Genomic DNA, 17030 nt, shown 5'->3' with positions numbered 1-17030 from the left:
GCGCCCGCCGAGGGCGTCGAGACCGCGAGGATATGTCCGCGGTGCGAGGGAATGAGAACTTCTTTCTGTCGGAACATTGACGGAAAAAAATCGCCTCCGTAGCGTCGCTCTCGTGTTCGAGCCCATCGGAGTGCACGCCCTCGTCCGGCGATCCCACGTCGACCGCGTCATGCGGGCGCTCCAGCGCGACGGCGCCCTCAGTCGCGGCGAGATCGCGGCTCGCACGGGCATCTCACGGACGACCGTCTCCGATATCGTGGGCGGCCTCCTCGCGAGCCGTTCGATCGTGGTCGTCGCGACCGACGCGAGCGGGCGCACGGGAAGCGGTCGTCCCGCGGAGCTTCTCGCCCTCGACCCAGCGGCTGGGCAGTTCCTCGGCATCGACTTCGGGCACCGCCGCGTGCACGTGTCGATCGCCGACGCCTCGCACGACGTCATCGCCTCCGGCTCCGTCGCCTACGCGGAGGATGCGCGCTGGCCCGAGCGCCTGGCCGCCCTCTACGCGCTCGTCGAGGACCTGCAGACCTCGACTGGCATCCACCTCGAGTCCCTCCAGGGCATCGGCGTCGGCGTTCCCGGCCCATTCGTGACTGCCGAGTGGGCGCCCGGCGAGGGCTGGGGACGACTCTCGGAGAGCCGGTCGATCGAGGCGGAGCTGAGCGAGCGATTCGGCGCACGGGTGCTGCTGGACAACAACACCCAGTTCGCCGCGCTCACCGAGGCGCAGCACGCCACGGGCGACGAGCCGGGCGACGTCGTCTACATCCGGCTCGGCGACGGCGTCGGCGGCGGACTCGTCGTCGGTGGCCGACTCGTGTCCGGCTCGATCGGTCTGGCCGCCGAGTTCGGGCACATCCGCGCCACCGAGGGCGGGCGGCTGTGCCGATGCGGGAAGACCGGGTGCCTCGAGACGATCGCGTCCATGCCCGCCGTGCTCGCGGGTTGCGCGGCGCGCGGGCTGGAGCTCGGTTCGATCGAGGAATTCCGTGCCGCGGTCGCGGTCGCGCACCCCATCGTCGACGAGGTCGTGCGCGAAGCGGGCGTCGCGGTCGGCCGCGTGCTCGCCGCGGCCACGCTCATGCTCAACCCCGCGATCGTCGTGGTCGGTGGAGACGTGCCGCACCACGCGCCCGCGATCATGCGGGCGATCGGCGACACGATGACGTACGAGCTGTCGTCCACCGCCCCCGCTGCTCCGCAACTGCGCCAGGCGGCCTACTCGGGCGACGAGGGATCTCGCGGTGCGATCGCCGCGCTCTTCCACGCCTCGCCGCTTCTCATCGACTACCCCGAGCGGGAGACCGCCCCGCGCGCCGCGGACAGCAGAAGGAGCTTCGCATGATCCCCGCGACCACCCCCGACCGAGGAGGAACGATATGGCCGTCCTGACCGCTCCTGCCGCGACGCTCACGGCACCGCCGCGCCCCCGCCGGAGATCCACGCGCAGGTTCCTGCTGGTGCTCAACGCGATATCGGTCGCCGCGGGCATCGCCATTTGGTGGGTGCTCGCCCTCAACGGCTTCCAGTTCCCGACGCCGGACGAGGTCGTCATGAAGGCGATCGCGCTGTGGAACGCGGGGATCCTCCAGGAGGACATCCTCGCAAGCCTCGGCCGCGTCCTCAGCGGGTTCCTCCTCGGCTCCGCGCTCGCGATCCCGGTCGGCTTCCTCATGGGCTGGTACACGGTCGCGCGCGGGCTTTTCGAGCCGTGGATCCAGTTCTTCCGCACCATCCCGCCGCTCGCTCTGCTGCCGCTCGTGCTCGTCCTGCTCGGCATCGGAGAGGTCCCGAAGGTGTTCGTGATCTTCCTCGCGGCGTTCCTCGCGTGCGTCATCTCGACCTATCAGGGCGTGGTCACGGTCGACAAGACGCTCATCAACGCGGCCCGCGTCCTCGGCGCGAAGGACGGCACGATCTTCGTCCGCGTCGTGGTCCCCGCCTCGACCCCGTTCATCCTCGTCGGCATGCGGGTGGGGCTCGGATCCTCCTGGGCGACCCTCGTGGCCGCCGAGCTTCTCGCAGCTCAGGCGGGCCTGGGCTATCGGATGCAGAACGCGCAGCTCTACTACGACCTCGCGACAATCTTCGTCGGCATCGTCCTCATCGGGATCCTCGGCCTCGTGATGGACCGCCTCCTCCTGCTCGCCGAGACCAAGCTCACCGGATGGCAGGAGCGTCGATGACCGCCACGATCCCCACCCCCGCGCCGCGCGTCGACGGCAGCGCCGCGAAGATCTCCGTCCGCGAGGTCTCCAAGGTGTTCCCCCTCAAGGACGAGCAGTTCGTCGCCCTCGATCGCGTCTCGCTCGAGATCGAGGACAACGAGTTCGTCACCGTCGTCGGCCCGTCGGGCTGCGGCAAAAGCACGCTCATGAACATCCTCGCGGGCCTCGAGACCCCTTCGGGCGGCTCCGCGCTGGTCGACGGCGCCGAGGTCCAGGGTCCCGGCCCCGAGCGCGGCGTGATCTTCCAGCAGTACGCGCTCTTCCCCTGGCTGACCGTCCGTCAGAACGTCGAGTTCGGTCTCTCGGTCGGCAAGGTGGCCGCCCGCGAGCGCCGCGAGCGCGCCGACCACTTCATCCGCATGGTCGGTCTCGAGCAGTTCGCGGATGCGCTGCCGAAGATGCTCTCCGGCGGCATGAAGCAGCGCTGCGCCATTGCCCGCGCCTACGCCGTGAATCCGTCGATCCTTCTCATGGACGAGCCGTTCGGGGCGCTGGATGCTCTCACGCGCGTCACTCTCCAGGAGCAGCTGCTCGACACCTGGAGCAAGGAGAAGCGCACCGTCATGTTCATCACGCACGACGTCGACGAGGCCGTCTTCCTCGCCAACCGCGTCGTCGTCATGGCAGCCGGGCCCGGTCGGATCTACGACATCGTCGAGGTCGACCTGCCCTACCCCCGAACCGAGGACGTGCGTCTGAGCCCCGAGTTCGCGCAGCTGCGAAATCGGGTCTGGACCTCCGTCTATCACCAGACCGCCGGCACCCACGCCGCGACCGCGTCGTCGTCGACGACCACCCCCACCGAGAAATGAGGATCACAATGGTGTTGTCATCACGGATCTGGAGCGCTGCGGCCCTCGGGCTCGCCACCGCTCTCGTCGCTACGGGCTGCGCGAGCAGCCCGGCCGCCGAGCCCGCCGCTCCCCAGGCGGGAGAGAGCGCAGAGGCACTCGAGCCCATCGACGTCAACTTCGGCTACATCCCCGACTTCAACGGCACGAGTCTGCTGGCGATCGCCGAGGACCAGGGCATCTGGGAGAAGTACGCGCTCAACGTCGAGACGCTCAGCTTCACGAACGGCCCCCTCCAGATCCAGGCGCTCGGCACGGGCGACCTCGACTTCGGCTACATCGGCCCCGGCGCCATGTGGCTCCCCGCCTCGGGGCAGGCCAAGGTGGTCGCGATCAACACTCTCGGCAAGGCCGATCGCGTCGTGGCCCAGCCCGGCATCGACTCCATCGAGGACCTCCGCGGACAGACGGTCGCGGTTCCCGAGGGCACCTCGGGAGACATGATCCTCACCCTCGCGCTCGCCGAGGCGGGCATGACGAAGGACGACATCGAGCTCGTTCCGANCCCCGGCCTCGCCACCGTCAAGGAGAACGTGCCCGACCTCGTCGAGCTCGCCCAGAACACCGACTTCGTCGACCAGATCGCCTTCCCGACCGCCTTCGTCGCCGGCAACGACGTCGTGGCGAACGAGGGCGAGAAGGTGCAGCGCGTGCTCGCCGCGCTGCGGGAGGCGATCGACTACCGCGCCTCGAACCCGGAGGATGCGATCGCGCTGACTGCCGCCTTCCTGGCCATCAGCGAGGAGCAGGTTGCGGCAGACGCGGGCAACGTGCAGATCATGTCGCTCGCCGAGCTCGACGAGCTGACCGAGGACGGCACCGTCAACACGTGGCTGTCGGGAATGGTCGACTACTTCGTCGGAGCCGGCAAGCTCACCGAGCCCGCCGACCCGGCCGATTTCTACACCGGCGACCTCTTCCTGGGAGCGGGCGAGTAGACGATGGCGGGGAACATCCTCTTCCTGATGACCGATCAGCACCGGGTCGACACTCTCGGCGCATACGGGGCGACGGCAGGGCGCACGCCCGCGCTCGACGCTCTCGCGGCCGGGGGAACCCGGTTCGATCGGTGGTACACGCCGACCGCGATCTGCACGCCCGCGAGGGTGAGTCTGCTCACCGGTCAGGCGCCGTTCCGCCACCGGGTGCTCGCCAATCACGAGCGCAACGTCGGCTATCTGGAGGATGTTCCCCGCTCCGCCTTCACCTTCTCGCAGGCGCTGACCGAGGCCGGCTACAACTGCGGCCTCATCGGCAAGTGGCACGCGGGGCATCTGCGCCCCGCCGCCGATTTCGGGTTCGACGGGCCCGACCTGCCGGGCTGGCACAACCCGATCGACCACGAGGAGTACGTGGCGTACCTCGCCGCGAACGACCTCCCGCCGTACGCCATCAGCGATCGCATCCGGGGCGTCCTGCCCAACGGAGGGCCGGGCAATCTTCTCGCCGCTCGCCTTCATCAGCCGGTCGAGGCCACGTTCGAGTACTTCCTGGCCGAGCGCACCATCGGACTGCTCGAGCAGTACGCCGACGAGTACCGCAGCGGTGCGCGCCCGTTCTTCCTGGCACTGAACTTCTACGGTCCGCACCTGCCCTACATCCTGCCGAACGAGTACTTCGACCTGGTGGACCCGTCCGAGGTGGAGCTGCCGGCCTCGATCGCCGAGACCTTCGAAGGCAAGCCTCCGGTGCAGGCCAACTACAGCGCCCACTGGACCTTCGACACGATGCCGCTCGAGATCTCGCGCAAGCTCATCGCGATCTACCACGGCTATGTCGCGCTCATCGACGACCAGATCGCCCGGGTCATGACCGCGCTCGATCGTCTCGGTCTGACCGACTCGACCACCGTTTTCTTCACCAGCGACCACGGCGAGTTCACGGGGTCGCATCGTCTGCACGACAAGGGTCCGGCGATGTACGAGGACATCTACCGCACCGCCGGCATCATCAGGATGCCCGGGGGCGCGCCCGGGCAGGTGCGGGATGAATTCGTCAGCCTCGTCGACTGCACGGCCACGATCCTGGAGATCGCCGGGCTCGACGCGGGGTTCGCCACCGATTCGCGCAGCCTCGTGCCTCTCGTCGCGGGCGAGGAGGTCGAGTGGGACGAGGACATCGTGTGCGAGTTCCACGGCCACCACTTCCCCTACCCGCAGCGGATGCTGCGCACCGACCGCTACAAGCTCGTGGTCAACCCCGACTCGGTCAACGAGCTCTACGACCTCGAGGCCGACCCCGATGAGATGACCAACCGATACCTCGACCCCGCCCTCGTCGAGGTGCGCGCCCGGCTGATGCGGCGGCTGTACCGCTGCCTCGTCGAGCGCGGCGACAACTTCTTCCACTGGATGACCTCGATGTACGAGGTCGGCGAGGTCGACCACGACCCGACCATGAGCGGGCTCGACGAGTCCACTTACGCCCCGGCGGCGCCGGCATCGTGAGCACCCGCCCCAACATGGTGCTGGTCATGTCGGACGACCACGCCGCCCACGCGATCGGCGCCTACGGCTCGGTCGTGAACACCACCCCGCGCATCGACGAGATCGCCGAGCTCGGGTGGCGGTTCGAGAACTGCTTCGCCGCGAACGCGCTGTGCTCGCCCAGCCGGGCGAGCATCCTCACCGGCACCCACAGCCACGTGAACGGCGTGACGACGCTCGCGACCCCGATCGACTCCGGTCAGCCGACTTTCATCACGCAGCTGCGCGAAGCCGGCTACCGCACGGCGATCATCGGCAAGTGGCACATGGGCGACGGGGAGGGCCACGATCCGCAGGGGTTCGACCACTGGGAGGTGCTCATCGATCAGGGCGAGTACCACGACCCGCGCCTGCTGTCGCCGAGCGGCCTGCGCACGGTACCCGGGTACGCGACCGACATCATCACGGAGCTCGCGATCGACTGGGTCGAGTCGCTCGAGGGAGATGCGCCGTGGTGCGTGCTGGTCTATCACAAGGCTCCGCACCGACCGTGGGAGCCCGACGAAAAGCACCGCGGCCGCTTCGCCGATCTGCCGGTGCCCGCCACGTTCGACGACGACTACCGCTCCCGATCGGCGAGCGTCCGTCGGGCGGCGATGCGCATCGCCGAGCAGCTGACGATCGAGGACGTCAAGCGGACCCCGCCGGAGGGCCTCGACTACGAGGAGCGCGCGATCTGGCTGTACCAGCGGTACATGGAGGACTACCTCGCGTGCGTCGCCTCCGTCGACGACAGCGTCGGTCGGCTGATCGACTGGCTGCGCGGGCGCGGCGAGTTCGACGACACTCTCCTGATGTACACGAGCGACCAGGGCTTCTTCCTCGGCGAGCACGGCTGGTTCGACAAGCGCCTGATGTTCGAGGAGTCGCTGCGGATGCCTCTCGTGCTCAGCTGGCCCGCGGCCATCCCGGCGGGTCGCGTGCACGACGGCATCGTCACGAACGTCGACTTCGCCCAGACCCTCCTCGACGCGGCCCGCGTGGCCCACCACCCGCGCATGCAGGGCCGCAGCTTCTGGGGCGACCTCACCGGCGTCGACCCCGAACCACCGGCCGAGGGCATGTACTACCGCTACTGGGAGCACGACGACCCGCACCATCGAGCGCCCGCCCACTACGGCTATCGCACTGACCGCTACAAGCTCATCTACTACTACAACGACGGTCTCGGGCTGCCAGGCGCAGGCCCCCGCGTCTACGACCCCGAATGGGAGCTCTACGACCTCGAACGCGACCCGGACGAGCTGCGGAACGTCGCCCACGAGCCCGAGTACGCAGACGTGCGCGACGAGCTCGACGCGGCGATGTGGCGGCTTCAGGCCTCGCTCGGCGACGTGCCGCACTCGTCGCAGCCGATGCCCCGGCTGATCGCCGAGCATCCCGCCGCCTCCCTGTAGTTTCGGAGAGCATCGAAAGGAGACGCGGCCGTGGCCACTGACCTCGGAATCGACCTCGACCTCGTCGCTCTCGATGGCGGCGTCGTCGCGATGGGCTCGACGGACTTCTACCCGGAGGAGGGCCCCGTGGTGAGGCGGCAGGTCGGCCCCTTCGCTCTCGCCCGCACTCCCGTCACCACCGCTCATTTCGCCGCGTTCGTGGCCGCGACCGGCTACGTCACCACCGCCGAGCGGCCCCTCGACCCCGCCGACTTCCCGGGCGCCGTCGATCTCGACACGACGCCCGGCTCGCTCGTGTTCACGCCGACCGACGGCCCCGTCGATCTGCGCGACTGGCGCCAGTGGTGGCGCTGGGTGCCGGGAGCGAGCTGGCGCGCGCCCCGGGGGCCGGAGGCGCCGGCGGCGGCGCTCGACGGGCATCCCGTCGTTCAGGTCTCGTTCGAGGACGCGCTCGCATTCTGCGATTGGGCCGGCGTGCGCCTGCCCACCGAGGAGGAGTGGGAGTTCGCCGCGCGCGGCGGCCTCGACGGCGCGACCTACGCGTGGGGCGAGGAGCCGCAGCACGTCGGCGCGCTCAAGGCCAACACGTGGCAGGGCGACTTCCCGTGGCGCAACACCGGCGCGAACGGCTGGGTCGGCACGTCGCCGGTCGGCAGCTTCCCGCCCAACGGATTCGGCCTGCTCGACATGACCGGCAACGTCTGGGAGTGGACGTCGACCCGCTGGACGGACCGTCACGAGGCGGTGCCGCCCGCGTCGTCATCGAGCTGCGGATGCTCGCCCGCGGCCGCGCCGGGCACCGACGATCGCGTCGCCAAGGGCGGCTCCCACCTGTGCGCCCCCGAGTACTGCCTGCGCTACCGACCGGCGGCGCGGACCCGGCAGACCACCGACTCGGCGACCACTCACATGGGGTTCCGGGTGGCCCGCAGCCAGCGCGTGAGCGCTGCGACGTAGGCGCCGACCGCGACGAGCGCGATCGCGAGCCCCGCGGTGTCGCCGCCCGGCAGGTAGTGCACCGAGATGTGCCCGAGGAAGACGTCCATCCAGAGCGCGTGCGGGGCCCCGGCGCGGAAGATGAGGTCGGGAGCCATCGCGAACAGGTGCAGGGCGAGGACGAGCAGGAGCGGGTACCGCCCGGGCGAGCCGCGCACGAGCAGGACGGCGAGCAGGACGAGGGCCGCGGTCGCGACGGCGACGAGGAAGTGCGCCGCCCAGTGGAACCGCGCGTCGTGCGCGCCGTACGTCTGGAACAGCGCGATCTCGGCGAGCACGAGCACGGCGAGCTGGATCGAGAGCGAGAGGGGATGCCACGAGCGCGCGGTCGTCGTCGACCCCGGGTCGCGCGCGCTCACGAGACCGCTCCCGTGATGACGTCGACCTCGAAGGCGTTGAGCAGGTACTTCGGGTCGAGCGTCGCGTAGCGCACCTGGCGATCGGGGTCGACGACGGCGTATCCGACGGGCGGTCCGCCGTCGACGGGCACGGGCATCCCGACCGCCGCCGCGAGGGCGCTCGCCCCGTCGACGCTGGCGGGCACGAGCACGAGATCGACGCCGTCGTCCGAAACGTCCTGCCGCCACTCCTCCCACTCCGCTCCGGTGGGCGCGTCGCGCTCGAACAGCAGGACGACCGTGCGCTCGCCGAACGGCACCCCGGCGACCTCGCGCGCGAGGACGGGGCCATCGCGGAGGATGCCGTCGCGCTGGTACGCGGGTCGCGGGTCGTCGAGCGGACCGGGCGGCCGGACGAGCCCGATGACGACACCGATGAGCACGATGGCGAGCACCGCCGTCGCGGCGGCGGGGACCCACCAGCGCACGACGCGGCTGAGGTGCGCGCGGTCAGGAAGATCTGCGTCCCGGGTCACGTCCCCACGGTAGCCCGATCGTCCCGAACGAGGCCTGTCGTCGGATCGACGCGGGACGAGGGTCGCGCAGGCTAGCCTCGAGGCGATGGATGCCCCCTCGATCGCCGCCGTGGTCGTGCTGCTGCTCGGCGCTCTGTTCAACGCCGTGGCCTGGCCCCGGTTCTACCCGCGGATCGCCTCCGATCCGCGATCGAGGAACGCCGCGGGGCGCCGCACGGCGTTCTTCCGCGTGCACGTCGTGCTCATCGCGCTCGCGCTCGTGATCGCCGTGCTCTCCGTCATCGCGGCCGTCCTGCTGCTCGCCGGCTGAAGCGACGGTCGCGCCCAGGACCCGATCGTCTCGGAGTCCCGGGCGTCGAGCTCTCGTCAGAGCGCGTCGACGGCGGCGAGGATGTCCGGAGTCTCGGTGCGCTGCGTGTAGTCGGCCTTGATGTCGACGAACGCGATGCGCCGATCGGCGTCCACCACGATCACGGAGGGGTACGGGATAGCCGGCGAGTCGTCGGCGTTGCTGTCCTTCACGGCGAACCCCAGGGCGGTGTGCGCGCGCTGAGCCTCTTCGCTCGGCGCCGTGACGATGCCGAGGGCGCCTGCGAGGGCGTTGCCGGGGTCGGAGACGACCGCGAACCCGAGCTCTCCGTTCTCGACGGCCGATCCGGTGCCCTCCGGCCTCTGGGGACTGATCGCGATGAGTCGCGCGCCGCGCTCCTCGAGCGCCGGGGCGAGCGTCTGCTGGTAGTGCCTGAGCGTGATGTTGCAGAAGGGGCACCAGGCCCCGCGGTAGAAGACGAGAACCGCGACTCCGTCGCCGAGCAGGTCGTCGAGGTCGTGAGCAGTGCCATCGGCGTCGAGCACCGAGACTCGAGGCAGCGGGGCGCCGACGACAGCGGCCTCCGCCGGTGCCCCCGCGGCACGGAGGTCGGCCTGCTCGCCCTCGAAGACCGCGGAGAGTTCCGGTCCGATGGCGCCGCTGAAGCCCGGCAGGAACGCGGCGATCTCGTCGGCGATGGTGGAGGTCGTGGTGTCGGTGGTCATGCTCGCTCCTGTCGATAGCGGTTGCGCCCCGGGCGTCGATCGGAGAGGCGGGTGGACGAGACGCTACGTGCGCTTCGGAGCGGGATCCAGGCGGGGCGTTACGCGCCGTCATCCGGCGTCACAGATCGTCATGCTGCAGGCGCTCGCGTCGCGAGGGCGGGCCTCATCATCGAGCGGCTTCGCGCCGCGCCGCTCTCGCAGCCGGTCAGGCGCGCTCGTACGTCACCTGCACCATGCCGTTCTCGAAGCGGCGTTCGCGCACGAGCCGCAGGTCGAGGCGGACGTCATCGGGGAGGGCGCGGATGCCGCCGCCGACGACCGCGGGGCAGATGAGCAGCTGCACGACGTCGACGAGACCGAGCCTGAAGGCCAGGGCCGCGAGAGTCGGACCCTCGATCGTCACGTCCCCGGCCGCGGAGTCGAGCGCGCGGGCGATCGACTCCGCGGTGAGCTCGCGCTCGAGCCGGGTCCGGGTGGTGACGACGCCGTCGAGGGTGCGCGAGAAGACGACCTTCTCCGCGCGCTGCCAGATTTCGGCGAACCGGACCATCTCGGGGGTGTCCGCCCATGCCGGCTCGGTCTCCCAGCCCGACATCGTCTCGTACATGCGGCGTCCGTAGAGGAAGGTGCTGACCGAGCCCATGTCGTCGTTGATCGCGGTGACGACCTCCTCGCTCGGGAAGGCCCACTCGAACCCTCCGTCGGCATCGGAGTTGTAGCCGTCGAGCGAGCAGGCGACCGAGTACACGAGGCGCGACATGGGCACACGGTACCCCTGCCCCGTGCCGGCGTGCAGGACTACGCTCGCGCCATGACCGCAGCGCAGCATCCCGCCGACAGTCACGATCTGATCCGGGTGCAGGGCGCGCGCGAGAACAATCTGCGCGACGTGAGCGTCGACCTCCCGAAGCGGCGCCTCACGGTGTTCACGGGCGTCTCGGGCTCCGGCAAGTCGAGTCTCGTCTTCGCGACGATCGCGGCCGAGTCGCAGCGGATGATCAACGAGACCTACAGCGCGTTCGTGCAGAACTTCATGCCGAGCCTCGCCCGCCCCGATGTCGACGTGCTCGAGGGGCTCACGACCGCGATCATCGTCGACCAGGAGCGCATGGGCGCGAACTCCCGCTCGACGGTCGGCACCGCGACCGACGCGAACGCGATGCTGCGCGTGCTCTTCAGCCGCCTGGGCGAGCCGTACATCGGCCCGCCCAATGCCTTCTCGTTCAATGTGCCGACGACGCGCGTGAGCGGCGAGCGCGAGAGCTCGACGGGCGAGCGCACGGTCATCGAGAACGAGGTGTACCTGGGCGGCATGTGCCCGCGCTGCGAGGGCATGGGCAGCGTGACCGACATCGACATCAGCCAGCTCGTCGACGACAGCCGCTCGATCGCCGACGGCGCGATCACCGTGCCGGGCTACACCGCCGACGGGTGGATGGTGCGCATCTTCACCGAGTCCGGCTTCGTCGACGGCGGCATCCCGGTGCGCGACTTCAGCCCCGAGATGCTCGCCGACTTCCTCTACAGGGAGCCGACGAAGGTCCGGGTCTCCAACATCAACATGACCTACGAGGGCCTCGTGCCGCGCATCCAGAAATCGATGCTCAGCAAGGACGTCGACGCGATGCAACCGCACATCCGCGCCTTCGTCGAGCGCGCGGTCACCTTCACGACGTGCCCCGAGTGCGACGGCACCCGCCTGAGCGAGGCCGCGCGATCGTCGCGCATCGCGGGCGTCAGCATCGCTGAGGCGTGCGCGATGCAGATCAGCGACCTCGCCGCGTGGGTCGCCGCGATCGACGATCCCGGCGTGGCGCCGCTCGTGACGACCCTCCGCCGCACGCTCGACTCGTTCACCGAGATCGGGCTCGGCTACCTGAGCCTCGACCGGCCTGCCGGCACCCTGTCGGGCGGCGAGGCGCAGCGCACGAAGATGATCCGGCACCTCGGCTCGTCGCTCACCGACGTCACCTACGTCTTCGACGAGCCGACCGTCGGGCTGCACCCGCACGACATCCAGCGCATGAACGGGCTCCTGCAGCGGTTGCGCGACAAGGGCAACACCGTGCTCGTCGTCGAGCACAAGCCCGAGGCGATCGCGATCGCCGACCACGTCGTCGACCTCGGCCCGGGCGCCGGCACCGCGGGCGGCGAGATCGTGTTCGAGGGCACGGTCGACGAGCTGCGGAGGAGCGGCACGCTCACCGGCCGGCACCTCGACGACCGCGCGGCCCTCAAGGCCGGCGTGCGCACGCCGACGGGGGCGATCGCCGTGCGCGGAGCATCCGATCACAATCTGCAGTCGGTCGACGTCGACGTGCCGCTCGGCGTGCTCGTCGTCGTCACGGGCGTCGCGGGCTCGGGCAAGAGCTCGCTCATCCACGGCTCGGTCGTGCGCGACGGCGGTGGCCCGCGGGAGGGCGTCGTCGCGGTCGACCAGGGCGCGATCCGCGGCTCGCGGCGCAGCAACCCGGCGACCTACACGGGCATGCTCGAGCCGATCCGCAAGGCCTTCGCGAAGGCGAACGGCGTGAAGCCCGCGCTCTTCAGCGCGAACTCCGAGGGCGCGTGCCCGACCTGCAAGGGAGCGGGCGTGATCGACACCGATCTCGGGATGCTCGCCACGGTGTCGTCCCCGTGCGAGGACTGCGGCGGCCGGCGCTTCCAGTCGTCCGTGCTCGAGTACCGCCTGAACGGCGCCACCATCACCGACGTCCTGGCGATGCCCGTCAGCGAGGCCGTCGACTTCTTCGTGACGGGGGAGTCGCGCGTGCCCGCGGCGCTCGCCGTCCTGCAGCGACTCGTCGACGTCGGACTCGGCTACCTCACGATCGGCCAGCCGCTCTCGACGCTCTCGGGCGGCGAGCGGCAGCGGCTCAAGCTCGCGATGGCCATGGCCGACACCGGCCGCGTGCTCGTGCTCGACGAGCCCACGAGCGGCCTGCATCTCGCCGACGTCGAGCAGCTGCTCGGCATGCTCGACCGGCTCGTCGACGCGGGCACGTCGGTCATCGTGATCGAGCACCACCAGGCGGTCATGGCGCATGCCGACTGGATCATCGATCTCGGCCCCGGCGCGGGTCACGACGGCGGTCGGGTCGTGTTCGAGGGCACGCCGGCGGACCTCGTCGCCTCCCGCGCGACGCTCACGGGCGAGCACCTCGCCGAGTACGTCGCCCGCTGACGACGCGCACCGGAGACCGCGCGGCGTTCTCATTTCCGAAAGATCCGCCGTTCCTTCACGCTGTTCAGCCAGAATGAACGCCCAGAAGTGCGCTCGGCGTGGATACAGTTCGTCAACACCACCGTGCTTTACGAGCACATCGACCGAGGGAGCTGCATGGACATCGCCGTCCGCCGCGAACCGATCGAGGGGGAGCGCCGCGTCGCGGCCACACCCGCCTCGACGGCGCAGTATCTGAAGAACGGGCTCACCGTCACGATCGAGCGAGGGGCCGGCGAGGCCTCAGGCTACGCCGACGCCGACTACGAGGCCGCGGGCGCGACGCTCGTCGACGCGGTCGACCTGGGCCGCGTCGAGGTCCTCGCCCACGTGCGCCCGCTCGACGCCGCGACGATCGGAGCGCTGCCGAGCGGCGCGGTCACGGTCGGATTCGGATCGCCCGCCTCCGAGCTCGAGGGTGTCGCCGCGCTCGCCGCGCAGGGCGTCACCGCCTTCTCGCTCGAGCTCATCCCGCGCATCTCGCGCGCCCAGTCGATGGACGCCCTCACCTCTCAGTCGCTCATCGCGGGCTACCGCTGCGTGCTCGAGGCCGGCATGCGCTTCCCGCGCTTCTTCCCGCTCTACATGACCGCCGCCGGCACGATCCCGCCCGCGCGCGTGCTCGTGCTCGGTGCCGGCGTCGCGGGCCTGCAGGCCATCGCGACCGCGAAGCGCCTCGGCGCCAAGGTCTCGGCGTACGACGTGCGCTCGGCCTCCGCCGATGAGGTCCGCTCGATGGGCGGCACGTTCATCCACCTCGACCTCGACGCCGCGGCCGACGCCGCGGGCGGCTACGCCAAGGAGCTCGCCGCCGACCGCGCCGACCGCCAGCGCGAGCTGCTCGCCCCGCACGTCGCCGACGCCGACGTCATCATCACGACCGCGGCCATCCCCGGCCGGCCGGCGCCGCGCCTCATCACGGCGTCGATGCTGCAGGGCATGAAGCCCGGCTCGGTCATCGTCGACCTCGCCGCCGAGACCGGCGGCAACGTCGAGGGCGCCGTCGCGGGCGAGGATGTCCGCGTCGAGGTCCCCGGCGGGTTCGTCACGATCGTGGGCATGAAGGACGCCCCCTCGACCATGGCCTTCGACGCGAGCCGCCTGCTCGCCCAGAACATCGCCAACCTCATCGGCCTCATGACCGTCGAGGGCGCCATCGCGCCCGACTTCGACGACGAGGTCGTCGCGGGCGCCTGCCTCGCCCACGCGGGCGAGGTCCGCCACGAGCCCACGGCCGCCGCGATCGCGGCCGCCGCCACCTCCTCGACCGGAACGACGGGAGCGCACTGATGGACCCCATCACCCTGCTGACCTTCTTCGTGCTCTCGGTCTTCGTCGGCTTCGAAGTCGTCTCGAAGGTCTCGAGCACCCTGCACACGCCCCTCATGTCGGGCGCCAACGCCATTCACGGCATCATCCTCGTCGGGGCGATCATCGTCGCCGGCCAGGCCGAGAACGTCGGCCTGCTGATCGTCGCGCTCATCGCCGTCCTGCTCGCGACGGTCAACCTCGTCGGCGGCTTCGTCGTCACCGACCGCATGCTCGAGATGTTCGGCGGGCGCAAGCAGCCTGCCAAGGCGACCACCGAGGAGGGCGCGCGATGAGCATCCTCTCGATCGAAGCCACGGCGCTGCTCTACCTGATCGCCGCGGTCTGCTTCATCCTCGCCCTCAAGGGCCTCAGCTCGCCGAAGTCGGCGCGCCGCGGCAACCTCATCGGCGCCGCCGGTGCGGTCATCGCGCTCGTCACGGTGTTCCTGTCGACCGAGCTGGACAACGTCGCGCTCATCATCGCGACGATCCTCGTCGGCTCGGCGATCGCCGCCCCGATCTCGCGCCGCGTCGCCATGACGCAGATGCCGCAGCTCGTCGCGCTGTTCAACGGCGTCGGCGGCGGTGCGGCGGCGCTCGTCGCGCTGCTCGAGCTCACGCACGTCGAGGGCATCGGCGCGGTCATCGCGGTCGCCTTCACCGTGCTCGTCGGCGCGGTGTCGTTCTCAGGCTCGGTCATCACGTTCGCGAAGCTCCAGGAGCTCATGCCGACGCGGCCGATCGTCTTCCCCGGCGGCCCGGTCGTCATGGCGATCGTCGCGATCGCCTCGCTCGCCGCGGCCGTCTGGCTCGTCGTGACGAGCGACCCGACGGCGGCGTACGTGCTGCTCGCGCTCGGCCTCGCGCTCGGTGTGCTGTTCGTGCTGCCGGTCGGCGGCGCCGACGTGCCGATCGTCATCTCGCTGCTCAACGCCTTCACGGGCCTGACGGTCGCAGCGTCGGGCCTCGTGCTCGGCAACACGCTCCTGCTCGTCGCCGGCACGCTCGTCGGCGCCTCGGGCACGATCCTGACCCGTGCCATGGCCTCGGCGATGGGGCGCAGCGTCGCGGGCATCCTGTTCGGGGCCTTCAAAGGCGGTTCGACGGCGGGCTCCACGGTCGCCTCCGACCGCCCGGTGCGCTCCTCCAGCGCGGAGGACGTCGCGATCCTGCTGGGCTACGCGCAGCGCGTCATCGTCGTGCCCGGCTACGGCCTCGCGGTCGCCCAGGCGCAGCACACGATGGCCGAGCTCGCGACGACGCTCGAGGCGAAGGGCATCGAGGTCGTCTTCGGCATCCACCCCGTCGCGGGCCGCATGCCCGGGCACATGAACGTGCTGCTCGCCGAGGCGAACGTGCCGTACGAGGTGCTGCAGGAGATGGACGAGGTCAACCCGCAGTTCAAGACGGCCGACGTCGCCCTCGTGGTCGGCGCCAACGACGTCGTGAATCCCGCGGCGAAGTCCAGCCCCGGGTCGCCGATCTACGGGATGCCCATCCTCGACGTCGCCTCGGCCCGCCAGGTCGTCTTCCTCAAGCGCTCCATGCGCCCCGGATTCGCCGGCATCGAGAACGACCTCCTGTTCGAGCCGCAGACGACCCTGCTGTTCGGCGACGCGAAGGAATCGCTCACGAAGGTGCTCGGAGCGGTGAAGGCGCTGTAGCGCCGCATCGCACGTTCACCCGCAGACGGACGACGCGCGGGGCTTCCGGTGGTAGGAGCCCCGCGCGTCGTCGCATCCGAGCGAGTCAGAGCGACGGCTGCTCGCGCGGGGCGAGGATGCCCGCGCGCTCGGCGGCCGCCACGGCCTCGCGCCGCGACTCGACCCCGAGCGCGTCGAAGATGCGCATGATGTCATGACCGATCGTCGACGTGCCGAAGTTCATCGCGCGGGCGATCTGGCCGTTCGTGCGGCCCTGCTGCATGTGCCCGAGGATCTCGCGCTGCCGGGCGCTCAGTGGAGCGCTCCGGCGTTGGCGGTCGCGCGGCGCGACGGGGGCGGGGTCATCGCTCGAAATCGTCGCCGACACCAGATCGGCCACGGCGCTCCAGAACACGCGGTTCTCCTCATGGCGGGGCGCGGCATCCATGAGGATCGCCATGCCGCCGATCGTGGCCCCACGGAACAGCAGCGGAGTGAGGAGCATGTGCCTGCCCCGAAGCTCGAGAGGACCGATCGCGGGGTATCTGTCGACCAGGTCATCGAGAGTCCCCTCGATGGCGACGCCGCGACGCACCGCATCGGGTAGCGGGTAATCGTCGTCCAGCAGATAGCGGGGGCCGTCGCGCAGCGCGCCAGCAGGAAACCCGTACATCGTGCGCATGTCCAGATAGCCCTGACCGTCGACGATCCCGACCCCTGCAGCCCGAGCCTCGAAGGGTCGCAGCACTTGGAGGACGAGCGAGCACGCGAACGACGCGCGGTCGGGTCGGTTCGCGCAGATGCGCGCCAGCTCGGCGAGGCAGTCGAGGAGGTCGCTCTCCCTCATCGGGTCGGGAGGTGCAAGGTCGCGGGGAGGGGGGCGGGGCCGACGCAGGCGGCTCTCGTCATGGATCGTCTCTCAAGGTGTTCGGGGCGGTGCTGTCCGCCGGTGCATCCTTGTCATCCGAGCATATGGAATGTTCCGTCGGT

16 protein-coding genes and 1 pseudogene are annotated in these 17030 nt (G+C 70.4%); 12 read left to right on the top strand and 5 right to left on the bottom strand.

All coding sequences use genetic code 11. The features are described 5' to 3' along the window. The first annotated feature begins 112 nt into the window (after positions 1 to 112). From ASG83_RS02690 to ASG83_RS02660, 7 genes and pseudogenes are all read left to right on the top strand, one after another. Positions 113 to 1342 carry an ROK family transcriptional regulator gene (locus ASG83_RS02690; RefSeq protein ID WP_200932270.1) on the top strand — a complete coding sequence of 410 codons (1230 nt, stop codon included), beginning with the start codon at positions 113 to 115 and terminating at the stop codon, positions 1340 to 1342. 34 nt (positions 1343 to 1376) lie between these two features. Next, positions 1377 to 2183, top strand: a complete 807-nt coding sequence (locus ASG83_RS02685) for an ABC transporter permease (RefSeq protein ID WP_055856837.1) — start codon at positions 1377 to 1379, stop codon at positions 2181 to 2183. Continuing rightward, a complete protein-coding gene (locus tag ASG83_RS02680; RefSeq protein ID WP_055856835.1) occupies positions 2180 to 3037 on the top strand; it encodes an ABC transporter ATP-binding protein in 858 nt (285 codons plus the stop codon). Before ASG83_RS02685 ends, ASG83_RS02680 begins: the two co-directional genes overlap by 4 nt. Continuing rightward, positions 3034 to 3580: pseudogene (locus ASG83_RS13055) on the top strand (ABC transporter substrate-binding protein); the annotation flags it as partial. The gene ASG83_RS02680 and the pseudogene ASG83_RS13055, both read left to right, overlap by 4 nt. Before the next feature lie 437 nt (positions 3581 to 4017). Continuing rightward, positions 4018 to 5523: a sulfatase-like hydrolase/transferase gene (locus ASG83_RS02670; RefSeq protein WP_055856832.1), complete on the top strand. Its 1506-nt coding sequence runs from the start codon at positions 4018 to 4020 to the stop codon at positions 5521 to 5523. Continuing rightward, complete coding sequence (locus ASG83_RS02665) at positions 5520 to 6959, top strand: sulfatase (protein WP_235459998.1); 1440 nt, start codon at positions 5520 to 5522, stop codon at positions 6957 to 6959. Before ASG83_RS02670 ends, ASG83_RS02665 begins: the two co-directional genes overlap by 4 nt. Positions 6960 to 6989: 30 nt before the next feature. Then, on the top strand, positions 6990 to 7916 hold the full coding sequence (locus ASG83_RS02660) for a formylglycine-generating enzyme family protein (protein WP_369813371.1): 927 nt from the start codon (positions 6990 to 6992) through the stop codon (positions 7914 to 7916). Here the strand turns inward: ASG83_RS02660 and ASG83_RS02655 are convergent. Further along, a complete protein-coding gene (locus tag ASG83_RS02655; protein WP_055856829.1) occupies positions 7865 to 8314 on the bottom strand; it encodes a hypothetical protein in 450 nt (149 codons plus the stop codon). The genes ASG83_RS02660 and ASG83_RS02655 overlap by 52 nt on opposite strands. Then, entirely contained in the window at positions 8311 to 8829 is a 519-nt protein-coding gene (locus tag ASG83_RS02650; protein ID WP_055856826.1) for a hypothetical protein, read from the bottom strand. Before ASG83_RS02650 ends, ASG83_RS02655 begins: the two co-directional genes overlap by 4 nt. An 85-nt stretch (positions 8830 to 8914) precedes the next feature. Between ASG83_RS02650 and ASG83_RS02645 the strand changes: the two genes are divergently transcribed. Next, positions 8915 to 9139 carry an SCO4848 family membrane protein gene (locus ASG83_RS02645; RefSeq protein ID WP_055856822.1) on the top strand — a complete coding sequence of 75 codons (225 nt, stop codon included), beginning with the start codon at positions 8915 to 8917 and terminating at the stop codon, positions 9137 to 9139. Positions 9140 to 9195: 56 nt separating this feature from the next. Here ASG83_RS02645 and ASG83_RS02640 read toward each other — a convergent pair whose 3' ends face one another. Then, a complete protein-coding gene (locus ASG83_RS02640) occupies positions 9196 to 9864 on the bottom strand; it encodes a peroxiredoxin-like family protein (RefSeq protein ID WP_055856821.1) in 669 nt (222 codons plus the stop codon). Positions 9865 to 10069: 205 nt separating this feature from the next. Continuing rightward, a complete protein-coding gene (locus ASG83_RS02635; RefSeq protein WP_055856819.1) occupies positions 10070 to 10624 on the bottom strand; it encodes a dihydrofolate reductase family protein in 555 nt (184 codons plus the stop codon). Between the two features lie 51 nt (positions 10625 to 10675). Between ASG83_RS02635 and ASG83_RS02630 the strand changes: the two genes are divergently transcribed. The 4 genes from ASG83_RS02630 (at position 10676) to ASG83_RS02615 (ending at position 16061) form a co-directional block, all read left to right on the top strand. Continuing rightward, positions 10676 to 13048, top strand: coding sequence for an excinuclease ABC subunit UvrA (locus tag ASG83_RS02630; protein WP_055856817.1), 2373 nt, complete (start codon positions 10676 to 10678; stop codon positions 13046 to 13048). Positions 13049 to 13204: 156 nt separating this feature from the next. Then, positions 13205 to 14377 carry a Re/Si-specific NAD(P)(+) transhydrogenase subunit alpha gene (locus ASG83_RS02625; protein ID WP_055859107.1) on the top strand — a complete coding sequence of 391 codons (1173 nt, stop codon included), beginning with the start codon at positions 13205 to 13207 and terminating at the stop codon, positions 14375 to 14377. Next, positions 14377 to 14691, top strand: a complete 315-nt coding sequence (locus tag ASG83_RS02620; protein WP_055856814.1) for an NAD(P) transhydrogenase subunit alpha — start codon at positions 14377 to 14379, stop codon at positions 14689 to 14691. The genes ASG83_RS02625 and ASG83_RS02620 overlap by 1 nt, the downstream gene beginning before the upstream one ends. Next, a complete protein-coding gene (locus ASG83_RS02615) occupies positions 14688 to 16061 on the top strand; it encodes an NAD(P)(+) transhydrogenase (Re/Si-specific) subunit beta (RefSeq protein WP_055856811.1) in 1374 nt (457 codons plus the stop codon). Before ASG83_RS02620 ends, ASG83_RS02615 begins: the two co-directional genes overlap by 4 nt. 85 nt (positions 16062 to 16146) lie before the next feature. Here the strand turns inward: ASG83_RS02615 and ASG83_RS02610 are convergent, their stop codons facing one another. Continuing rightward, positions 16147 to 16887 carry a LuxR C-terminal-related transcriptional regulator gene (locus tag ASG83_RS02610; RefSeq protein WP_055856808.1) on the bottom strand — a complete coding sequence of 247 codons (741 nt, stop codon included), beginning with the start codon at positions 16885 to 16887 and terminating at the stop codon, positions 16147 to 16149. Positions 16888 to 17030: the final 143 nt, after the last annotated feature.

Origin of the sequence: Yonghaparkia sp. Soil809 (assembly GCF_001429705.1) — a bacterium.
In the GTDB taxonomy this organism is placed as follows: Bacteria; Actinomycetota; Actinomycetes; order Actinomycetales; family Microbacteriaceae; genus Microcella.
Note: the sequence above shows the minus strand (reverse complement) of the source record. Positions and strands in the feature narration are given on the sequence as shown.

Coding starts and splice junctions, on each gene's coding strand:
- ASG83_RS02685 (WP_055856837.1), top strand. CDS start 1,377: ATGGCCGTCCTGACCGCTCCTGCCGCGACGCTCACGGCACCGCCGCGC.
- ASG83_RS02670 (WP_055856832.1), top strand. CDS start 4,018: ATGGCGGGGAACATCCTCTTCCTGATGACCGATCAGCACCGGGTCGAC.
- ASG83_RS02615 (WP_055856811.1), top strand. CDS start 14,688: ATGAGCATCCTCTCGATCGAAGCCACGGCGCTGCTCTACCTGATCGCC.
- ASG83_RS02680 (WP_055856835.1), top strand. CDS start 2,180: ATGACCGCCACGATCCCCACCCCCGCGCCGCGCGTCGACGGCAGCGCC.
- ASG83_RS02625 (WP_055859107.1), top strand. CDS start 13,205: ATGGACATCGCCGTCCGCCGCGAACCGATCGAGGGGGAGCGCCGCGTC.
- ASG83_RS02640 (WP_055856821.1), bottom strand. CDS start 9,864: ATGACCACCGACACCACGACCTCCACCATCGCCGACGAGATCGCCGCG.
- ASG83_RS02610 (WP_055856808.1), bottom strand. CDS start 16,887: ATGAGGGAGAGCGACCTCCTCGACTGCCTCGCCGAGCTGGCGCGCATC.
- ASG83_RS02630 (WP_055856817.1), top strand. CDS start 10,676: ATGACCGCAGCGCAGCATCCCGCCGACAGTCACGATCTGATCCGGGTG.
- ASG83_RS02635 (WP_055856819.1), bottom strand. CDS start 10,624: ATGTCGCGCCTCGTGTACTCGGTCGCCTGCTCGCTCGACGGCTACAAC.
- ASG83_RS02645 (WP_055856822.1), top strand. CDS start 8,915: ATGGATGCCCCCTCGATCGCCGCCGTGGTCGTGCTGCTGCTCGGCGCT.
- ASG83_RS02620 (WP_055856814.1), top strand. CDS start 14,377: ATGGACCCCATCACCCTGCTGACCTTCTTCGTGCTCTCGGTCTTCGTC.